The 19,623-nt window shown below is 40.4% G+C and carries 14 protein-coding genes and 1 pseudogene; 9 read left to right on the top strand and 6 right to left on the bottom strand.

Annotated elements, in window-relative coordinates; translation table 11 throughout:
* Positions 1-5 precede the first annotated feature (5 nt).
* From E0D70_RS15060 to E0D70_RS15090, 7 genes are all read left to right on the top strand, one after another.
* Positions 6-2,168, top strand: coding sequence for an AAA family ATPase (locus E0D70_RS15060; protein ID WP_207923279.1), 2,163 nt, complete (start codon positions 6-8; stop codon positions 2,166-2,168).
* Between the two features lie 110 nt (positions 2,169-2,278).
* Positions 2,279-3,859 carry a type I restriction-modification system subunit M gene (locus E0D70_RS15065; RefSeq protein ID WP_133013108.1) on the top strand — a complete coding sequence of 527 codons (1,581 nt, stop codon included), beginning with the start codon at positions 2,279-2,281 and terminating at the stop codon, positions 3,857-3,859.
* Entirely contained in the window at positions 3,856-5,061 is a 1,206-nt protein-coding gene (locus E0D70_RS15070; protein ID WP_133013109.1) for a restriction endonuclease subunit S, read from the top strand. The genes E0D70_RS15065 and E0D70_RS15070 overlap by 4 nt, the downstream gene beginning before the upstream one ends.
* On the top strand, positions 5,061-6,248 hold the full coding sequence (locus E0D70_RS15075; protein WP_133013110.1) for an AAA family ATPase: 1,188 nt from the start codon (positions 5,061-5,063) through the stop codon (positions 6,246-6,248). The genes E0D70_RS15070 and E0D70_RS15075 overlap by 1 nt, the downstream gene beginning before the upstream one ends.
* On the top strand, positions 6,238-7,293 hold the full coding sequence (locus E0D70_RS15080; protein WP_133013111.1) for a virulence RhuM family protein: 1,056 nt from the start codon (positions 6,238-6,240) through the stop codon (positions 7,291-7,293). Before E0D70_RS15075 ends, E0D70_RS15080 begins: the two co-directional genes overlap by 11 nt.
* Positions 7,290-10,403, top strand: coding sequence for an HsdR family type I site-specific deoxyribonuclease (locus E0D70_RS15085; RefSeq protein ID WP_133013112.1), 3,114 nt, complete (start codon positions 7,290-7,292; stop codon positions 10,401-10,403). Before E0D70_RS15080 ends, E0D70_RS15085 begins: the two co-directional genes overlap by 4 nt.
* Positions 10,404-10,479: 76 nt before the next feature.
* Positions 10,480-11,601 (top strand): hypothetical protein, encoded by a 1,122-nt coding sequence (locus E0D70_RS15090; RefSeq protein ID WP_133013113.1) that lies wholly within the window; start codon positions 10,480-10,482, stop codon positions 11,599-11,601.
* Between the two features lie 120 nt (positions 11,602-11,721).
* Here E0D70_RS15090 and E0D70_RS17730 read toward each other — a convergent pair whose 3' ends face one another.
* From E0D70_RS17730 to E0D70_RS15100, 3 genes are all read right to left on the bottom strand, one after another.
* Positions 11,722-11,856 (bottom strand): hypothetical protein, encoded by a 135-nt coding sequence (locus E0D70_RS17730; protein WP_276312860.1) that lies wholly within the window; start codon positions 11,854-11,856, stop codon positions 11,722-11,724.
* A 147-nt stretch (positions 11,857-12,003) separates the two neighbouring features.
* Positions 12,004-13,368 (bottom strand): DEAD/DEAH box helicase, encoded by a 1,365-nt coding sequence (locus E0D70_RS15095; RefSeq protein ID WP_133013114.1) that lies wholly within the window; start codon positions 13,366-13,368, stop codon positions 12,004-12,006.
* Positions 13,368-13,895, bottom strand: a complete 528-nt coding sequence (locus E0D70_RS15100; RefSeq protein WP_133013115.1) for a hypothetical protein — start codon at positions 13,893-13,895, stop codon at positions 13,368-13,370. The genes E0D70_RS15095 and E0D70_RS15100 overlap by 1 nt, the downstream gene beginning before the upstream one ends.
* A 100-nt stretch (positions 13,896-13,995) precedes the next feature.
* Here E0D70_RS15100 and E0D70_RS15105 point away from each other — a divergent pair, with 100 nt between their 5' ends.
* A complete protein-coding gene (locus E0D70_RS15105; protein ID WP_240537156.1) occupies positions 13,996-14,373 on the top strand; it encodes a helix-turn-helix domain-containing protein in 378 nt (125 codons plus the stop codon).
* Between the two features lie 87 nt (positions 14,374-14,460).
* Here the strand turns inward: E0D70_RS15105 and E0D70_RS15110 are convergent, their stop codons facing one another.
* The 3 genes from E0D70_RS15110 to E0D70_RS15120 all read right to left on the bottom strand — a co-directional run bounded on the left by E0D70_RS15110 (position 14,461) and on the right by E0D70_RS15120 (position 18,984).
* Positions 14,461-16,233, bottom strand: coding sequence for a hypothetical protein (locus tag E0D70_RS15110; RefSeq protein WP_133013117.1), 1,773 nt, complete (start codon positions 16,231-16,233; stop codon positions 14,461-14,463).
* 214 nt (positions 16,234-16,447) lie between these two features.
* Positions 16,448-17,236, bottom strand: a complete 789-nt coding sequence (locus E0D70_RS15115) for an ion transporter (RefSeq protein ID WP_133013118.1) — start codon at positions 17,234-17,236, stop codon at positions 16,448-16,450.
* A 287-nt stretch (positions 17,237-17,523) separates the two neighbouring features.
* Positions 17,524-18,984 carry an ATP-dependent nuclease gene (locus E0D70_RS15120; protein WP_133013119.1) on the bottom strand — a complete coding sequence of 487 codons (1,461 nt, stop codon included), beginning with the start codon at positions 18,982-18,984 and terminating at the stop codon, positions 17,524-17,526.
* Positions 18,985-19,440: 456 nt separating this feature from the next.
* Here E0D70_RS15120 and E0D70_RS17660 point away from each other — a divergent pair.
* A pseudogene (locus E0D70_RS17660) lies at positions 19,441-19,605 on the top strand (IS5/IS1182 family transposase); the annotation flags it as partial.
* Positions 19,606-19,623 lie beyond the last annotated feature (18 nt).

A 19,623-nucleotide genomic window follows, 5' to 3' on the forward strand; every position in this document is an offset into this window, starting at 1 on the left:
ATCACGTGAGGATAACTAGTACTCCGTTTAGTTCTTCTAGCCTAATTATTTTCACTGGCGTACCGCTGGAAAAAAACTCCTACAAAACTGCTAGCGGTAAATATTACGTCACTATCAAAGCAAATTCTGAATCAATCCCAGTGCAACCGGCAATTGGGCAGTATTGGACGGTCAAAGGCGCACGACGCATTGAGGAAGTGACAACAGGCAATTACGTAATGCTACAGCATATCTATGAAGCACCAGATTATGTTGAATGCACTCTGCCAGAGTCTGGTGAACAGCTAATACAGTTCATTGCCAAAGAAAAAGCGTTTAGAGGTATTGGAGAAGTTAAGGCCAGAGCTTTGTGGGCGTTGCTAGGTAACTCTTTCCACTCAACCCTACAAACTGACACACTTGAAGCCAGAAATCGCCTTAAAGGGGTTTTGAGTGAGGATTCTATTGATGCGCTCTACGAAGGGTACGAGAAATATAAAAATCTCAAACATACCAATTGGATGACGTTACGTGGTATTCCAGTTTCAATTCAACAGCGACTCCTCAAATTTCATGATGATAAATCTGTGGACGCAATACAGGATAACCCTTATTTGCTTTGTGGATTCGGAATGTCCTTTAATGATGTTGAAGGCCTTATTAATAAATGGACTTTTGAAATTGCGACTGATGATCCGAGACGACTTAGTGCAGCTCTAGAATTTGCCCTACGTAAGCAAGTAGAAAAAGGACATACTTATACTAAGCGAGAAGACTTAGTACCTGCGTTGAACAAATTACTGAAGAATAAGGAGCTAGTCGCAAGCGCATGCAAAGCAGGACACGATAAAGCTCAATTTCTGCTGAATAATGACACTCTGACGTATCACCCAACCGCTCAGCTATTAATGGAATCTACCGTTGCCAAGCGTCTGTTAACAATGGCTGACATTGACGGTTTGTATGACAGAAAAACCAGCCAAGCTTACCGTGCTGCCCTCAAAGAATTGCCTTATGATCTAACTGCCAAGCAAAAAGAAGCAGTGGGTACGTGTTTAGATAATGCTGTAGCCTGTATAACTGGAGGGGCCGGAACGGGCAAGACGACAGTACTCAGAACCGCGCTTCGAGCTTTTAGTTTAATGGGTTATGCAATCCATGCTGTTGCACTAAGTGGTCGAGCTGCAATGCGTCTACATGAGTCTATTGGCCTCACGACGATGACTATTGCTGGCTTTTTGAGAAATCCACCACTGGACAGCACAGGTAGCGATAAAAACCTATTGGTGATTGATGAAGCAAGCATGGTTGATTTACCGACCATGTATAGAATCGTTACACATATACATCCATCTGTACGGATCGTATTAACGGGCGATCCGGATCAACTGCCGCCTATTGGGTGCGGAAAAGTATTGGCTGATATCGTTCACTCCAAACGAATAGCCAACACCATTCTGGATATTGTGAAACGTCAGGAAGGAAGTACCGGAATCCCTGAGTACTCAAAGCTCATTAATCAGGGGCAAATTCCTCCGAAACTTTCTACCGCCTCCATATATTTTCATGAGGCGAATAGAAGCGAAATAACCAATAGGTGTTGCCTCCTGTATCGTGAAAGCCCTGAGAATAGCCGAATTATAGCGCCTACCAGAAACATGGTCTCTGAGATAAACAACAAAGTTCAATCGGCAGTAAATAGCCATGGCGAAATGCTGCGATTCACCATGTACTCTGAAGAGTTCTTCTTAAATCTACGACTGAATGATGCTGTTTTGTTTACGAAAAACCTTTATCACAGAGGTATCCAGAATGGCAGCCTTGGCGTTCTTAGTGGCGTTGAGCCGGAACAGGATGACTCAGACGAGTTGGCTGAAACATACTTTGGAGATGTGACACTTGATACCGGTGACAGAATACAAATCACACAAGACGTCTTGGATTGTATGGAACTGGGTTACGCCATCACTCTACATAAGGCTCAAGGCTCACAATTCCCAAGAGTGATCATAGCATTGAGTAAAGGCAGAATCGTCGATCGTGCATGGCTATATACAGCCATTACTCGTGCAGAGAGTGAAATTCACATAGTAGGAAGTCAGGAAGATTTCATTGCTATTACCGCAGCCACTAGTAATGCAAGTCGAAGGAATAGTTATCTTGAAAAACTATTATCGGTGTACGATTAAGATATTGAATATCTTACCCTGCTCCTTTTGGCTAGTTCACCAAACACTAAAATGCTCTTAAATTTGAAAGAGCACGTCACTTTAAAGCGATTTTAACTAGGAATGTAAACATGACAAGCATGCAACAACGAGCTGAGCTTCAACGCCAAATATGGGCGATTGCCAACGATGTACGAGGCTCAGTGGATGGTTGGGATTTTAAACAATATGTACTGGGTACGCTGTTCTACCGTTTTATCAGTGAGAACTTTGAGCTTTACATCACAGGCGGTGATGACAGCGTTAATTATGCAGCCATGTCTGACGATGACGAAAACATTAAGTTTGCCAAAGAAGATGCCATTAAAACCAAAGGCTATTTTCTGTACCCTAGCCAGTTGTTCAGCAATGTGGTGGCCAATGCACACAAGAACGACAACTTAAATACGGACTTAGCGGCTATTTTTGCGGCAATCGAAAACTCAGCCAATGGCTATGATTCAGAAAAAGACATCAAAGGCTTGTTTGCGGATTTTGATACCACCAGTAACCGCTTGGGTAATACGGTAGAGGCAAAAAACAAACGCTTGGCAGCTGTGTTAAAAGGTGTGGCAGGTTTAACTTTTGGTAACTTCGAAGACAACCAAATTGATTTATTCGGTGATGCTTACGAGTTCCTTATCTCCAACTACGCGGCAAATGCCGGTAAATCCGGTGGCGAATTTTTCACCCCTCAGCACGTTTCGAAATTGATCGCGCAGCTGGCCATGCACGGCCAAACCAGTGTGAATAAAATCTATGACCCTGCGGCGGGTTCGGGCTCGTTGCTGTTACAAGCTAAGAAGCACTTCGATGCGCATATCATTGAAGATGGCTTTTTTGGTCAAGAGCTAAACCACACCACCTACAACTTGGCGCGTATGAATATGTTTTTGCACAACATTAACTACGACAAGTTTAATATTCAGTTGGGTGACACTTTAACCGAACCGCACTTTTTAGACGACAAACCGTTTGATGCGATTGTCTCTAACCCGCCTTATTCAGTGAAATGGATTGGTAGCGACGACCCAACCCTAATCAACGACGACCGCTTTGCGCCCGCTGGCATATTAGCGCCTAAATCAAAAGCCGACTTTGCTTTTGTACTCCATGCCCTCAGTTACCTATCAAGCAAAGGCCGTGCAGCGATTGTTTGCTTCCCTGGTATTTTTTACCGTGGTGGCGCAGAACAAAAAATTCGCCAGTACCTTATTGATAACAACTATGTGGAAACCGTGATTTCATTGGCACCTAACCTGTTCTTTGGCACCACCATTGCCGTGAATATCTTAGTGCTGTCTAAACACAAAACCGACACTACCACCCAGTTTATTGATGCCAGCGGCGAGGCTTACTTTAAAAAGGAAACCAATACCAACGTAATCACCAATCAGCACATTGAAGACATAATGAAAGTGTTTGCCAGCAAAGAGAATGTGGAACATTTTGCTAAATCGGTTGATTTGGATGTTATCGCAGGCAATAGCTACAACCTTTCGGTAAGCAGTTATGTAGAAGCGAAAGACAACCGCGAGTTAGTGGACATTACAGAGCTTAATGCCGAACTTAAAACTACCGTCGCTAAAATTGATGCGCTTCGCAGTGATATTGACGCCATTATTTTAGAAATAGAAGGGGCGGAAATTGAAGGTGAGGAGCTTGAGGCATGAGTCAGTTGAACTATTTAGAGAAACTGCTGGATGGGGTTGAGGTTGAATGGATGACGCTAGGGAATGAACACGCGGTTGAAATAGCCAATAGTGGCCGAAAGCCTGTAAAAGCAGCGCTGCGTGTAGCAGGAGAAACGCCGTATTACGGCGCAAACAACATTCAAGATTATGTTGACGGCTACACTCATGATGGTGAGTTCGTGCTTATTGCTGAAGATGGTTCAGCAAGTCTTGAGAACTACTCTATTCAATACGCAACTGGTCGGTTCTGGGCAAACAACCATGTTCATGTTGTGAGAGGTAAAGAAGGTCTCAATACACGCTACCTATATCACTATCTTTGTATTGTTAACTTTGTTCCGTTTTTATCTGGTGGTGGTCGTGCCAAGCTGACCAAAGGAAAGCTGGTTGATATACCGCTCCCCATCCCATGCCCAAATAACCCAGAAAAATCGCTGGCAATACAAGCTGAAATAGTGCGCATTCTGGACGCATTTACCGCCATGACCGCCGAGCTGACCGCCGAGCTTAACATGCGCAAGAAACAATACAATTACTATCGCGATCAGTTGTTAAGTTTTGAAGAAGGTGAAGTTGAGTGGAAGACTTTGGGTGAAGTAGCTTTAGATTTTGGTCGAGGAAAATCTAAACATCGACCTAGAAATGATCCTAGTTTGTATGGAGGTGATATACCCTTTATTCAAACGGGTGATATCAGAAATGCGGCTCATACTATTCAAGAGTACAGGCAGACTTATAGTGAACTCGGTTTAAAGCAGAGTAAATTGTGGCCTAAAGGCACACTATGCATCACTATCGCCGCGAATATTGCAGAAACATCTATTTTGGGCTTTGGTGCATGTTTTCCTGATAGTGTTATTGGTTTCTTTGCAAATCCAGAGGAAACAAGCTCAAGTTACGTTGAATATTTACTATCCTCAATCAAAACGCAGCTAGAAGGAAAAGGTCAAGGGAGCGCACAAAGCAATATAAACTTGGGTACATTTCAGAACTTAAAGCTTCCGTTCCCTCCAATTACGAAGCAAGAGCGCATTGTGGCTTTGCTCGATAAATTTGAGCTGTTAACTAACTCCATCACCGAAGGTCTCCCCCGCGAAATCGAGTTACGTCAAAAGCAATACGAGCATTATCGTGACCTATTGTTGAACTTCCCGAAATCTCATTCAGATGAGGCAGCTTAATGAGTGAATCATTAAAAGAAGCAGCGAGAACACTTCGTACGAATACTAAAAAAGCACAGCTGATTTACGCTTTTAATGGAACTGGAAAAACTCGTTTATCTAGGGCTTTTAAGGAGCTGTTAGAATCTGAAATAGAACGGGACGAAACTGACGAAATAACTTCTGAGTTAGCTCATAAAAATATCCTTTATTATAACGCTTTCACTGAGGACCTTTTTTATTGGGATAATGACTTAGCACAAGATGAGCGTCGTATTTTAAAGATTCATCCAAATGCTTTTACTGATTGGGTATTCAAAGAACAAGGGCAAGATCGAAATGTTGTTAGCCACTTTCAACGCTACTCTAACCCTAAACTTACGCCTCTATTTAATGATGAGTATACCTTTGTTAATTCGAACAATGATGAAGTAACGGTTCCTGCATTCTCTGAAGTTCAGTTTTCTTTCGAGCGAGGTAATAACGAATCAGAACCCAATATAAAAATATCTAAAGGTGAAGAAAGTAATTTTATCTGGAGTGTGTTTTATAGTCTGATTGAGCAAGTTATTGAGGTTCTAAATGTAACTCGAGTGGAAGAAAGAGAAACTCAGCAATTCAATAACATGAAATATATCTACATTGATGATCCAGTTAGCTCATTGGATGAAAACCATTTAATGCAACTTGCTGTTGACTTAGCTTCTTTGATCAAAAGGAGTACTTCACCGATTAAGTTTATTATTTCAACACACGACACAACGTTTTATAACTTTCTTCATAATGAGCTGAATTCAAAGGAATGCTTTTTATTAGAAGCATCAGAAGATCAAAGTGTTTCATTAGTTAAAAAAAATGGTGATTCAAATACTAGCTTTTTTTATCATCTTGATCTTAAAAGGCAGCTAGAACAGGCAATTAAGAGTGGGACTATTGAAAGGCAGCATTTTATATTCATCCGCAACCTTTACGAAAAAACGGCTAGTTTTCTAGGTTACCCAAAATGGTCAAAGCTATTGCCAGGTAATAGCGATGAAAATAGGGAAGCCTATCTTAATCGTATTATTCAATTTTCAAGTCATGACTCCTTAGCAAACTTGCGGCCAGCCATAATAAAACCGGAAGAAAAGCAAATAGTTAATTTCCTACTAACGCACCTCATTAATAATTATAGTTATTGGAAACAGGAGGCGGAAGGTGACCAATAAGAATTTGACAATACAAGATCAAACCTCTGAATTTTTACTCTACACAGCACCTAGTGGCGAAGTTAAAGTGGAAGTGCTACTTAGTGGTGAAACCATTTGGCTGACGCAAGAACGTATTGCAGAGCTGTTTGGCGTGCAGCGACCGGCGATTACCAAACATTTAAAAAATATTTTTGAAAGCGGTGAATTACAAGAGCAACTGGTATGTTCCATTTTGGAACATACCACTGCACATGGCGCGATAGCTGACAAAACCCAAACCAAAGCGGTGAAATACTACAACCTAGATGCCGTTATTTCCGTTGGCTATCGGGTTAACTCAACTCAAGCAACCCAGTTTAGAATTTGGGCGACTCAACTGATTAAAGACTACATCATCAAAGGTTTTGCCATGGATGATGAACGCCTTAAAAATGGCCGTTTCTTTGGTAAAGATTATTTTAAAGAGTTGCTAGAGCGCGTTCGCTCTATTCGCACCAGTGAGCGACGTATTTATCAGCAAATCACCGATATTTTTGCTGAATGCAGTATTGATTACGATGCAAAATCAGAAACTACGCGTTTATTTTACGCCCACGTGCAAGACAAGTTTCACTTTGCTATTACCGGCCACACTGCGGCTGAAATTATTGCACTTAAAGTCGATGCCAGTCAGCCATTAATGGGTATGACAACTTATAAAAATGCACCTGTGGGGCGGATACTTAAATCAGATACGACCATCGCGAAAAACTATCTGGCAGAAGATGAAATTAAAAAGCTTGAACGCGCTGTGTCAGCATTTTTTGATTACATAGAAGGTATTATTGAACGCCGTAATACTTTTACCATGGAAGCTTTTGCTGAAAGTGTTAATAAGTTTTTAGCCTTTAATGAGTACCAAGTGTTAGAAGGCTATGGCAATGTAACCCGCAAGGCGGCTGAGCAAAAAGCCCATGAAGCTTATGAGCAATTTAATAAACAACAAAAAATAGAGTCAGATTTTGACCGCGAAGTTAAAAAGCTACTTGGGCATGGAAGTAAGAAAAAGGATGTAAACGAATGACGACGTATAAAACGGTGGCAGAATCAAATAATTTTATTGTTTTAGATAAATACACTAAAGACTGGAAAGTAGCAGAAAACTTTCAGAGCGAAGGTGATTTAGAGCGTGAGCTGATTCAGGACCTAAGCAATCAGGGCTATGAGTATTTACCCGCGCTAACCACGCCAGATGCCATGCTGGTGAATGTGCGCAAACAGCTACAAGCCCTTAATAAGGTCGAGTTTACCGATGCCGAGTGGACTCGCTTTTGCGAGCAATACTTAAACACCCCAAGCGATAATATTCTAGATAAAACTCGCAAGGTGCACAGTGACTATATCTTCGATTTTGTCTTTGATGATGGTCATATCGAAAACATCTACCTGTTCGACAAGAAAACCATTGCTCGCAACAAAGTGCAGGTCATTAAGCAGTTTGAGCAAACGGGAAACCATGCTAATCGTTACGATGTGACGATTTTGGTCAATGGTTTGCCTTTGGTGCAAATCGAACTTAAAAAGCGTGGTGTGGCAATCCGTGAGGCGTTTAACCAAATACATCGCTATAGCAAAGAAAGCTTTAATGCAGAGAACTCGTTGTACAAGTTCTTGCAGCTGTTTGTGATCTCTAATGGCACCGACACACGCTATTTTGCCAATACCACTAAGCGAGACAAAAACAGCTTCGATTTTACGATGCACTGGGCGAAGTCAGACAATACGCTGATCAAGGATTTAAAAGACTTTACCGCCACTTTTTTCCAGAAAGAGACGTTGCTTGAAGTGATCTTGCGTTACTCGGTGTTTGACGTCAGTAATACCTTACTGGTAATGCGCCCCTACCAGATTGCCGCTACAGAGCGTATTTTATGGAAGATTAAGAGCGCGTTTAACGCTAAGAATTGGAGCAACACCGAGAGCGGCGGGTACATTTGGCACACTACCGGTTCTGGCAAAACACTCACCAGCTTTAAAGCGGCACGTTTGGCCACCGATTTAGACTGTATTGATAAAGTCTTTTTTGTGGTAGACAGAAAAGACCTCGATTTTCAAACCATGAAAGAGTATCAGCGGTTTTCACCTGATAGTGTTAACGGTTCAGACAGTACCGCAGGGCTTAAAAGTAACCTAGATAAAGACGATAACAAGATCGTTGTTACCACAATTCAAAAGCTCAACAACTTGATCAAAGGTGAAAGCGATTTATCTATCTACAACAAGCAAGTTGTCTTTATTTTTGATGAGTGTCATCGAAGTCAGTTCGGTGAAGCGCAGAAAAACCTGAAGAAGAAATTCAAAAAGTACTACCAGTTTGGCTTTACGGGTACGCCAATTTTCCCAGAAAACGCCTTGGGTGCTGAAACCACAGGCGACGTATTTGGTCAGCAGTTGCACACTTATGTGATCACTGATGCTATTCGTGATGAAAAAGTACTCAAGTTCAAAGTGGACTATAACGATGTTCGCCCGCAATTTAAGAGCATTGAGACAGAGCAAGATGATAAAAAGCTCAGTGCGGCTGAAAACAAACAAGCGTTCTTACATCCAATGCGTATTAGTGAAATTTCGCAATACATTTTGAATCATTTTAACCAGAAAACCCATCGCGCTTTTTCTGGCGCGAAAGGGTTTAACGCCATGTTTGCGGTAAGTAGTGTTGACGCGGCGAAAGCGTATTATGAAACCTTTAAAACATTGCAGACCGAGACCGAAAATGGTCCCACAAGTAAACCTCTGCGCATTGCAACTATCTTCTCATTTGCTGCCAATGAAGAGCAGGAAGCTATTGGTGATATTTTAGATGAGAGCTTTGAAGTTAGTGCCATGAACAGCAGTGCGAAAGAGTTTTTGAGCGCTGCGATTAACGATTACAACGCCTTGTTTAAATCTAACTATGGCGTGGACAGTAATGGCTTTCAGAACTACTACCGTGACCTTGCCCAGCGAGTAAAGAATCAAGAAATTGATCTGCTTATCGTGGTCGGTATGTTTTTAACGGGTTTTGATGCGCCGACGCTCAATACCTTGTTTGTTGATAAGAATTTGCGTTATCACGGTTTGATGCAGGCGTTTTCTCGCACTAATCGCATTTATGATGCGACTAAGACCTTTGGCAATATTGTTACCTTCCGTGATTTGGAACAGGCAACTATTGATGCCATCACCTTGTTTGGTGACAAAAACACCAAGAATGTGGTGTTGGAGAAGAGTTACAAAGAATACATGGAAGGCTTTAACGATATTGCTACTGGCCAAGCGCGTCGTGGTTTTGTTGATATCGTAAATGAGCTGCAAGAACGCTTTCCGACCCCAGAAAACATTGAAAAAGAACAAGATAAAAAAGAGTTTGCCAAGCTGTTTGGTGAATACTTAAAAGCAGAAAATATTCTACAAAACTACGATGAGTTTGCTGGATTAAAAGCACTGCAAAGCTTAGATACCAGTGATGAAAGCGCGGTTGAAGCATTTAAAGCTAAATACTATTTAAACGATGATGACATGGAGGCAATGCAAAGCATCGATATGCCAAGCGAGCGTGCTATTCAAGATTATCGTTCTACTTACAACGATACCCGCGACTGGTTGCGACGCGATAAAGAAGGCCAAGACAAAGATAAGTCAACGGTAGACTGGGACGATGTGGTCTTTGAAATTGATTTGCTTAAATCTCAGGAAATAAACCTCGATTACATTCTTGAACTGATTTTTGATCACAATAAGAAGAACAAGAGCAAAGAAGGCTTGATTGAAGAAGTTCGTCGTATGATCCGCGGTAGCCTTGGCAATAGAGCGAAAGAGAGCTTGGTGGTTGATTTTATTAACCAGACAAACCTAGATGAGATCAATGACAAAGCCAGTATTATTGACGCTTTCTTCAAATTCGCCCAGGCGGAGCAGAAGCGCGAAGCCGATGCCATTATTGCCTCTGAAAAGCTAAATAAGGATGCTGCCAAACGCTATATTGCATCATCACTCAAACGTGAGTACGCCTCTGAAAATGGCACTGCACTTAATGAGGCGCTGCCCAAACTTAGCCCATTGAACCCACAGTACCGAACCCAGAAGCAAACGGTTTTTCAGAAAATTGCCGCTTTTGTTGAAAAATTCAAAGGTGTGGGCGGCAAACTTTAAGTTAGGGAGTTATATTTTTTCTGGCATTTACTAATGAACTATAGCCTTTTTTGAAGGTCATTTTGCGATCAAACTAATGAGTAGTGAAAAAGTAGTTATCAAACCAATCTTCAAAAGAAACCCTTTTATAAAGACTCCTGATGAGGTTGCGGAACTGTTTGGCTTTCCTACCTCTATTCGAAGCCAGATAAAAGTTATTGCAGCCACATTTGGTGAAGCGGTCACAGTTAGTGATCGGAGTCTGGATAACTTGTCGGGGAAAGGCTTATCTGAACGAAAAGCAGAAGAAGTACTCGCACCTATGCAAACTATTTTAGATCGACTTAACCTTGACCTTGATAACTTGATTCCAACAGGGACTAGCACAAACGATCTTAAGACCTTATGGCGTGCAGCAATTAAAAGCCTCGTAGCTGGAATTGAGTTAGCCGGTGAAGATGCAAGCTTTTTGCAACCTCTGATCGCTTTTCTTGATAGACGATGTCTTGAATACGAACCTCAACGAGAATGGATTTCTTATCATCGAGGAATGGAAGAAAGTAAGCTTCTTAGTAAAATAGTTGAGTTTTATCGACCGGTCATCGACAAAACAGCCTTGAGCGCAGAGCAACAGAATTTAGTTATTAGGACTTTTGCTAAGTCTACTTTAGCGGAGAACTTTGAAATAGCTCAAGACGAAATGGAAGCTATGGGGCTTTTCACGCAGGACTTCAATTTATCTTTATTTGCAGCTCTAGACCTAGTTGCTATCAACTGGAAGCATCTTAATCAAGAAGGTACGAAACAGCACGATAGTTTCTTCGGTAAAATTCTAGCAGCAGATGGTAAATGCTACTTTGGTAAACTCATATCATTTATCAAAGAAGATACCGGCATTTCATATCGAGAATTAGCCCAGCGCTTACCGATTCAGCAAGAGAGTACGGAAACAGGCCGGACTTTGTTAGAAGTTCAAATTGAACGCCTAAAAGAATGGCGTAAAGGAAAAACTAAACCTAGCTTTGCAACACTAGATAAATTTTGCTCAAACTTTGCCTTTGAAGACCAACTTCTTCTATTTATTTATTGCTTGATTTGCCAAGCCCTAGATCGTCAGCTCGCTAAGTACCAAGGTGATGAGAAGAGGATGCTTAAGGAAATCTATTCCGCAGATAACTACTTGACCTATTATTTGAAAGAAAAAGAGACGGCCGTCTAAGTTGTAAAACTAGCGGCCGTTAATTAGGCTATTTTTTAGGAGGAGTGTTATTCCCGCGCCCTTTACCTGAAGGGTTTCCACTACCGTTTTTAGTAGGCCAGTTAGGATTTTGCGCAGTCATTAGCGATCCTCCCAATCATCAGGTCTTTCTTCTTCACCTCGTGATTGCCAATATGCATCATTATTGTCATTCAGCTGGTTTGCGTGATTATCAAGATCGTCCTGAGTTTGCTCGTATTCTTCATTATTTGACATAGTAATCTCCTTTGATTTTGAGCAGCTCCATTACTGCTGTAAGGTGATATTACAGTGAGAAGAGTTTGTAAAATAAGGGGGGGTAAGAGCGCACGCTGAACAATTTTTTTATTGGGTAAGAACCAAGACTTTGACCTGAGAATAAACCTATAAATAATACGAAATAATTTTCGATTTGAATGAGTGCATCGTCAGTTCATTCAACCCCGTCAGTTTCAATAAATCATGATTATCACTAATGAACTCATCAAGGTCAGTCTCTGGTTGTATCGTACCATCTGTATAAGGGCCTTGGTTGCCATTACTTGTTGAGCTTGGAGTGTCTTCTATACTATTTAGTAATTCTTCTGTTTTTTGATAGTTGTAAGTGCCTGGAATTGCTTTGTTCAGCCGTTCTGCAAATGCCACTAAATTTGGCTCTGCCAACATGTACATATTGGCGATATCTGACTGATCTTTGGTCATTCGTATGATGCGTCCAAGGATCTGGCGGAAGTAAAGTTCAGTGGTGACATCGGTAAGACTACAGCAAACTTGCAACCTTGGTATGTCCGTCCCTTCGCTGATCATAGCGATACTGATGATCCATTCACTATTGTCTTTACGGAAACGGTTAATAAGCTCTGGTGAATCATCATGCCTACAGGATACTAAAGTAGACTCTTTATTGAAGTGGTCCAATAGAATCGATTGAATCTGAAGAGCATGTTCGTATGAAGATGCGACGATTAAGCCGCCAGCGTTAGGTGAGCTCTTTCTAAGAATATTCAGCCGATGAACACTTAATGAAAGTAAGTGCTTGATGACTTCAGGATGTCTTATGACTGTTTGATAGCTTACTTCACCTTCGTTTAACAATGTCTGTAAGCTGGTATAGGTTCCAGATTTACCTAATCCTTTTACTGTTACTTTTTCAATATCGATTGCGGTAATTTGAGGCATCCGACAGACCTTGTCTTTTATTGCATTAACAAGATCATACGAGAAGTCACAGATAATGTTGCCTTCTGGATCTGAATATTTAGCGAATGAAATAGGAAGTGTATCAGTACGCCAAGGCGTGCCGGTAAGCGACAACGTATAAGTTGCCAAATGTTGTATTGTTGATAAAAGCTGTAATCCCCAAGAGTTCGTAGGTGATTCGCCATCGCCTGCACAGTGATGTATTTCATCAAATATAACCAAGACTCTAGTGGCAGCAAGGTCGTTGATTAGCTCAGCAGCGTTGCTAAGAGAGTGATAAGTACGCGATGTTCCGATAGACCCAAGTCTTCCGTTAAATTTGCGTTTCAATACAGATTCGAAAGTCTCTTCGATACTTTGAGAAACAACTCTAGATGGTGAAAAGCAAACTACGTAATCAATATCATTGTTGTCCAGCAGAGTTTTTGCGATATATGCTGCAAGGCGCGTTTTACCTGCACCAGGTGATGCTAAAACTAGGAATTGCGGCTGGTGTTGATAAGACTTTATTGCTTGAGTAAGACACTGTGCCTGCCACGCTCTCAGCATTAAGCTATTCCCTCAAGTTGAGCCGATTGAATAATCTTTTTGATGGCGTTTAATCGACCGTAGAACCTTGTCGCTTTTTCTCTAGACTCATCTAGCAATTTCAAAATAGCTGGTCGCTTATGTGGGAATAATCCTAAATATTCCTGATAAGCGTCAATCTCTCCCAACAGTAGTTTTAATTCAGCATTGGCTTTTTTTTCTTCATCTAGAAGATGCACCTCATTTGAGCTTTGACTTGTATCTATAGTTTCTTCGTCAGACGAGCCACAAGAGCTGATGTTTAGCATTAGGATCAATTCAGAAGTGAGGTAATAGGTTCGTGCATTTCGCTCCCCACTGGCGCTTAGAAGGCCTCTTGATGTCAGTCTGCTAACGTTCCTTGCTACAAACCTGGTGGATTGGACTATATCTAGGTCTGTTGTGCTTGATGCTAATTGAATGAGTTCTTTACGTCTGATGCTGGTTCCTTCCACGCGTAGTAAAAGTTCTTTGAACTGTTTATTCAAAGAAAATGATCTAGATGCCATATTTGTGTCTCAAAAACTAAATACTTAGGATTGCTAAGTATACAGAAATAAGTAAAACTTAGACAATCTAAGTACATGAGACTTTAAAGATGAAACTATTTTGTCAGATAACCCAATACCACGGCGACTTAAGCAAGCTCGCAATAAAATCGGCATATCCCAGAAAGAGCTTGGGATAAAAATCGGTATGGACGAAAGCTCTGCCAGCGGCCGTATGAATCACTATGAAAAGGGGCGGCATGTTCCTGATATCGAGACTTTGAGAAAAATTGCTCAAGAACTCAACGTCCCGCTGAACTACTTTTTGTGTGAGGATGATCTGAGTGCTGAACTAGCGTGTTTGATTTCCCGCCTAGATGACAATTCAAAGAAAGTATTAATCACTGAGCTGGAGAAGTTGGAAGACTTAGATCTGGAGAAGATTGTAGAGCAGCGTGAAGGCTCACCGGAGATTGCCATGGATATCAAAGATTTGTAGATTAAGATGAATAATCAAAATACTTTAACAGAGCAGGCCTTAACTCATATCAAGGCTCTAGCTTAGAGCATGAGTAACATATTTCACTCATGCTCTAAGCAGTAACACTTTTAAGTGATTGGCGATGTAATCTAAAGTGTCGATGACACCATCCATTACGAAATCAAGTGCTTTCCCATATCCACTACTAAGGTTGGCTGTATCAAAGCCTAGCTTCTGCAGTGTTAAAATGCATTTTTCTATCGCGTCATGAGCATCAGCTATTCTTAGGTCATTGTTTAAAAATAGTGGGGCTAAATTAACGTTTGAATCACCCCAAGCTTCGGGTTCGACTTGAGATGGAAAATCATGAACTGATTCGAGTTGACCATTTAAGTATTCTAGTCTGTTTAACAGGGCTTGAAGGAGTTTTAGACTCCCCAAGCTTTTTACTGTTCCTCGTGGGCAGCCAGAATTAATAAGCAGTGATTTGAGATATCCATTTGGTATTTTTTGCATTAATTCATGGATACTTTTACAGCGTGTTAAAAACATTTGTTGGGTCATGTCGATGGGGGCCACTTGAGCCAGACGACTTAACGAGGGATATTTGAGCCATCCGTTATCCTCAATTTCTTTTCGACTGAATCCTGTTAACTCTTCTGTTGTTTGAGCCAAACCTATCGTATCTCCAAGCTGAGATAGACCATCGCCTAAATTTAGTAATGCTTCTAATAATCGTTGCACTTTATTGACTATATGCTCTTCAGCTAAATCGATATGTTCCAAAGCCTCTGGGGTGATAACATACTCGTATGCATGAATAATTTCGCGATCAGGCTTAGGCTTATAAAGCTCCCTCATAGGAACTTTTATTAAATTTCTACCGACCCTCTGACATTCAGTAAAACTCCATTGTCCTCCATAAGAGGGATCACAGTTCCAGTGGCCCCAAGCATGATAAGGGGTTGTATCGTAAAAAACACTTTGTTCGTATTTTTCTAAAAACTTGTCATCAAGATAGACTGGGTTGTGATGGTGGATTATGGAATTTGCTCTGGCATGAGTCATTGGTGTTTGCTCGCCAGGCCATAGCAGTGTTTCTGAGTTCTGCTCTGGACATAATTCAGGATAAACAGCTTCCACCGATCCCCAAAGCTGTAAAAGGAGCCCCTGTTTATGTTCACGAATGTCTAATTCATACCACTCTACACCATTGATGGGTTTTAAATTGATATGAGGTTTACCATTCATGACTTCACGAATGTGGACGGTATCTGGTAACTGCACTTGATAGAAAAAAACTCGAACGCCACGAGCTCCTCTTAACCACAAATAACGTCTTAAATATTCATTAGACATTCGCCAGCACACATTTCTTTTTAGTGAACCATGGTAGCTAGTAGATATTTCGCCATTTGCTACATCAAATTCAGGAAGACCTAAGTCATCGTAGACTAAACGTTGTTCTTCATTACCAACGCAGCGAGGTGATAAACCAAGAGCCATCCAGACTTTTTCAGATAGACTATACGAATAAAAAGAGCTTCCCCCCCATGCTGCAACAATGTAATCGTGACTTGATATAGATGGTATAAAATTGCTTATACAGCCGATAGCATCATCAGCTGGAACTGAACTCTCCACAACACCATCACCAGCTTCTCTCATAGTCTTGAGTGGTTGATCTGTTATTCCGCTCACAACTGCCATTTGTAGGTGAAGGTGTTCAGCATTTGGGCCGTATTGATCATTCTCTTGCATTGCAGCAACTTCTACTCTTATATTTGCTGAGAGCTCAACAGGAGTTAGGAGCTCACGAAGCTTTGGAGGAAGATGTTCTTCAGGTATAGGAAATGCAGCAAGGTAATCAAATTTCATTTTATAGCCCATTGTGTGACAACATTGAAGGCTATTATAAAGTGGCCAACTAGTTGTATTTTCAAGGTCGTAGAAGCAGGATGCGCAGAGATTAATAACCATTCTTGGTAACAGCTTTTGTACTAAATCAGCAGCATATATGGATTACCTTAAGATCTTTTAGACGAAGGCTTAACTTCGGCTCCGCAATAGCTCTTTTAAAAGTCTTTTCGAATCATTTTTTCTGTGACTCTAACAACATTGCTTTGATCTCCTTAAGCTCTTGCTGTAATTCACTAAGTGAAGGCTCCTTTTCCGCTCTTGCTGCTTGGTGTTCTTCTTCCATCACGTTGACGACGATGCCGATTACCATATTTAAGAACGCAAATGCGGTAAAGAAGATGAATGACATGTAGAAAATCCAACTCATGGGGTAGACTTCCATTGTCTCATATTGAATATCAGTCCAATCCTCAAACGTCATTATTCTAAATAATGTGAGCATTGATATAGCGATGTCCCCCCACAGGAATTCGTTTATTTCACTGAAAAGAAAGCTACCAATCGCTGCATAGATGTAAAAGATGATAAACATCAGAAGAACCACATACCCTAATTGTGGTAGCGCCTTTATTAATGAGTTGATCAAAATTCTTAGTTCTGGAACAACAGAGACCATCCTAAGAACACGGAATACTCGTACTAGTCGAGCAAGGAGTGCCATCTCAGAGTTGTCGATCGGTATAAGGCTAACAATCACTACCAATGTATCGAAGATGTTCCACCCTTTTTTAAAGAAGGCCTTCTTATCTTCATCAGCCACAAATCGAACAGTTAACTCAAAAAGAAAGAAGATTGTGATGAAGGCATCTAAGATGCTCGTGAGCGATATTGCTGTATCAGGTAGCTCAAATGTCTTTGCTCCTATTTCAAGAGCCGAAATAATGATGACTGCAACAACTAGTAGTTCGAAAAATTTATTGTTTTTGAGGTTGTTTAGTTTGATTTTTACAGCGTCGTACATGGTTCTTTTAGCCAATCTTTTAAGATAATAGAAAGTAACGATTATAGAGATGTTCGTTTCGGTTTACTTCAATTCTTTTGGGATTCTGAACTGTGTTTTCTATGGAAAGATAGAACTGGTAGTGTTTTACTGGGTTAAAAAAAATAGAAGCTTCGGAGCTAGAATTCAGGCGTAACATTTTTTGGTCGTCCAGACACCGAATAAAATTCGAGAAAAGAAAGGCCTGCTACGAAAGCAGACCTAACAACAGTCAACCTTTTTAGAACAATACAAATTCAAAAAAGACCTTAAATGAGACTGATCATTTCATCAATAGACTGCTTTAGCTCCTCTTCGGTATATCTGTTTGTTTGCATAGTTTCGTTTTCAGGATGGTGTATATGATTCCGAATAAACGACTGTAAGGTTGATGGTTTTGGCTGCTGTGGAACTCCACTTCTTTCTTGTGTCCACATTTTATTAAATTCAAAATTTCGAGATCTTAGAAAACTCTCAACTTGAGAAATGTTGGTTAAACTATTTTTTTCTTGTAAAAATCCATAAAGTTCATTATGCAAGTCAACAGTTGGCAAGTTATATGCCCTATAGCTAATTTCTCCCCAAGAGGGACTCCATGGAAACATAGGGGATGTGCTAGCTTTGGAAATAATATTTTTATTATTTTCCTTTTTAAAAATGAAAAGACCTGTGTTTTTTAATTTTTGAGACGAAAGCATGAATGGAGAGTGTGTTGTAACGAAAACCTGCTTGGTCTTCGATATAACCATTAACGCGTCTAACAGTTTTTTCTGCCCCGTAGGATGCATGCATATCTCAGGCTCATCTATAAATAAATAAAAGGGTTTAGAAACTGCTGAATTTTCTACAGTTGATGTTATTTCAGCATATACTTGTAGCAAAGATAGAGCCACAGCTCTCTGCATCCCATGCCCCTTTTCACTCATAGGAACAGAGACTCCATCATCAATGATAATACTAGCTGTTTTAAAGAAATTCTCTATTTGTAATTCCTCAAAAGAAAATGAGATGTTGGCTGTCCCAAACTGAGATGAGAAAACACCTTGGATCATGTTTTCTATTTCAGCTATTTTAGTTCTTAGTTCTGACTCTGGATTGTTAAAAAGACTGTGATAGCTACTTTGGAATGATTGGTATTCAGGTGTATTTGTGTGCCCAAGTGCTATTTCTTTTAGAAGGGAGCCGCAAATGGTTGAAGCACCGAACTTAGATTCATTACTAGGGTTTGTGTCAGCCCATATAAAATTATTGTCATATAGTTTTTTAAATGGAGCATCTATACCTGATGGATTAGAGTAATTTTCTATATTATTATCCCAGAAATTTATTTTTTTAATATTGTCTGGAAGGTTTTCATCCCACGAGCGCTTAACTTTGAAAAACTGTCCCTCATCATTTTCATATACAGCATTCAAAAATGAAGTGCGTTTGTTTGGTTGTGCATGAGCATTGAAAGAGTCTGCAATGTTACCAGTATAACTAACCTCAATTGAAAAATTATTTAAAGCGACTGTAGAGTCAGATTTATTAATGAGTGATGCTGGATCTTTCTTTGTACCGTCTTTTATGAAGTCGAGAGCTTCAAAAACGGTAGACTTACCAGAATTATTCTCACCAACAAAAAGATTAAGACCACTACCTTCGTTAATTCCATCTGGGGTGTTGAAAGTTAAGTCATTGATTCCATAAAAACCTTTGAAATTTTCAATAATTATTGATTTTATAAACATAGCTAATCCTTTATTTTTGATTTCCTTATGAAATATAAGCCTCTGGATAACTCTTAAAAAGGCACGCACAACTCTTTACTAAGTAGTAAAGCGGGAATTCATACAATAAGTGCGACACTCATGGATAAGTTGGGGTGGGTGGCCAACCATTGATATTTGAATTCGCGTAGAGTTTCACTTATAGTAGATATTTAAAATTTGTTTGACTACTTATGGAGATATTGTAGAACGATAAAAACAGATTTAAAGCTCAATGTATCTTTGCGCGATAAATGAAACGGACTTTACATACTCCTGATGACTTTTACAGAACAGCTAAAGCTGCGAGTGATGACAATGAGATGCGTATGTCATCAGTTCATCGAAAATACCAAGCTTCAAGCTCACTTGTTAGTCTAGGCGAGCATCAAGGAAAAAACTAATCAAAGGCTAGGGTAGTGGTTTAAAGGAACATGAGGCGATGAGATTAATGTGATCTTAAGTACCTGCGGTCAGAGCCTGCGTAAGCTACTAAAGTGGCTTTATTGCGCCCTATATTTTGGGGCTTTTTTAGAGCGAGTATGGCTGAAAATAACATTTCTAATGGAAGAGCCCAAAAATAACATGGCGTTTATTATCTGAAACGCCATTATTCAGGGA

The sequence above is a fragment of the Marinomonas flavescens genome, from assembly GCF_004352835.1.
Taxonomy (GTDB): Bacteria; Pseudomonadota; Gammaproteobacteria; order Pseudomonadales; family Marinomonadaceae; genus Marinomonas; species Marinomonas flavescens.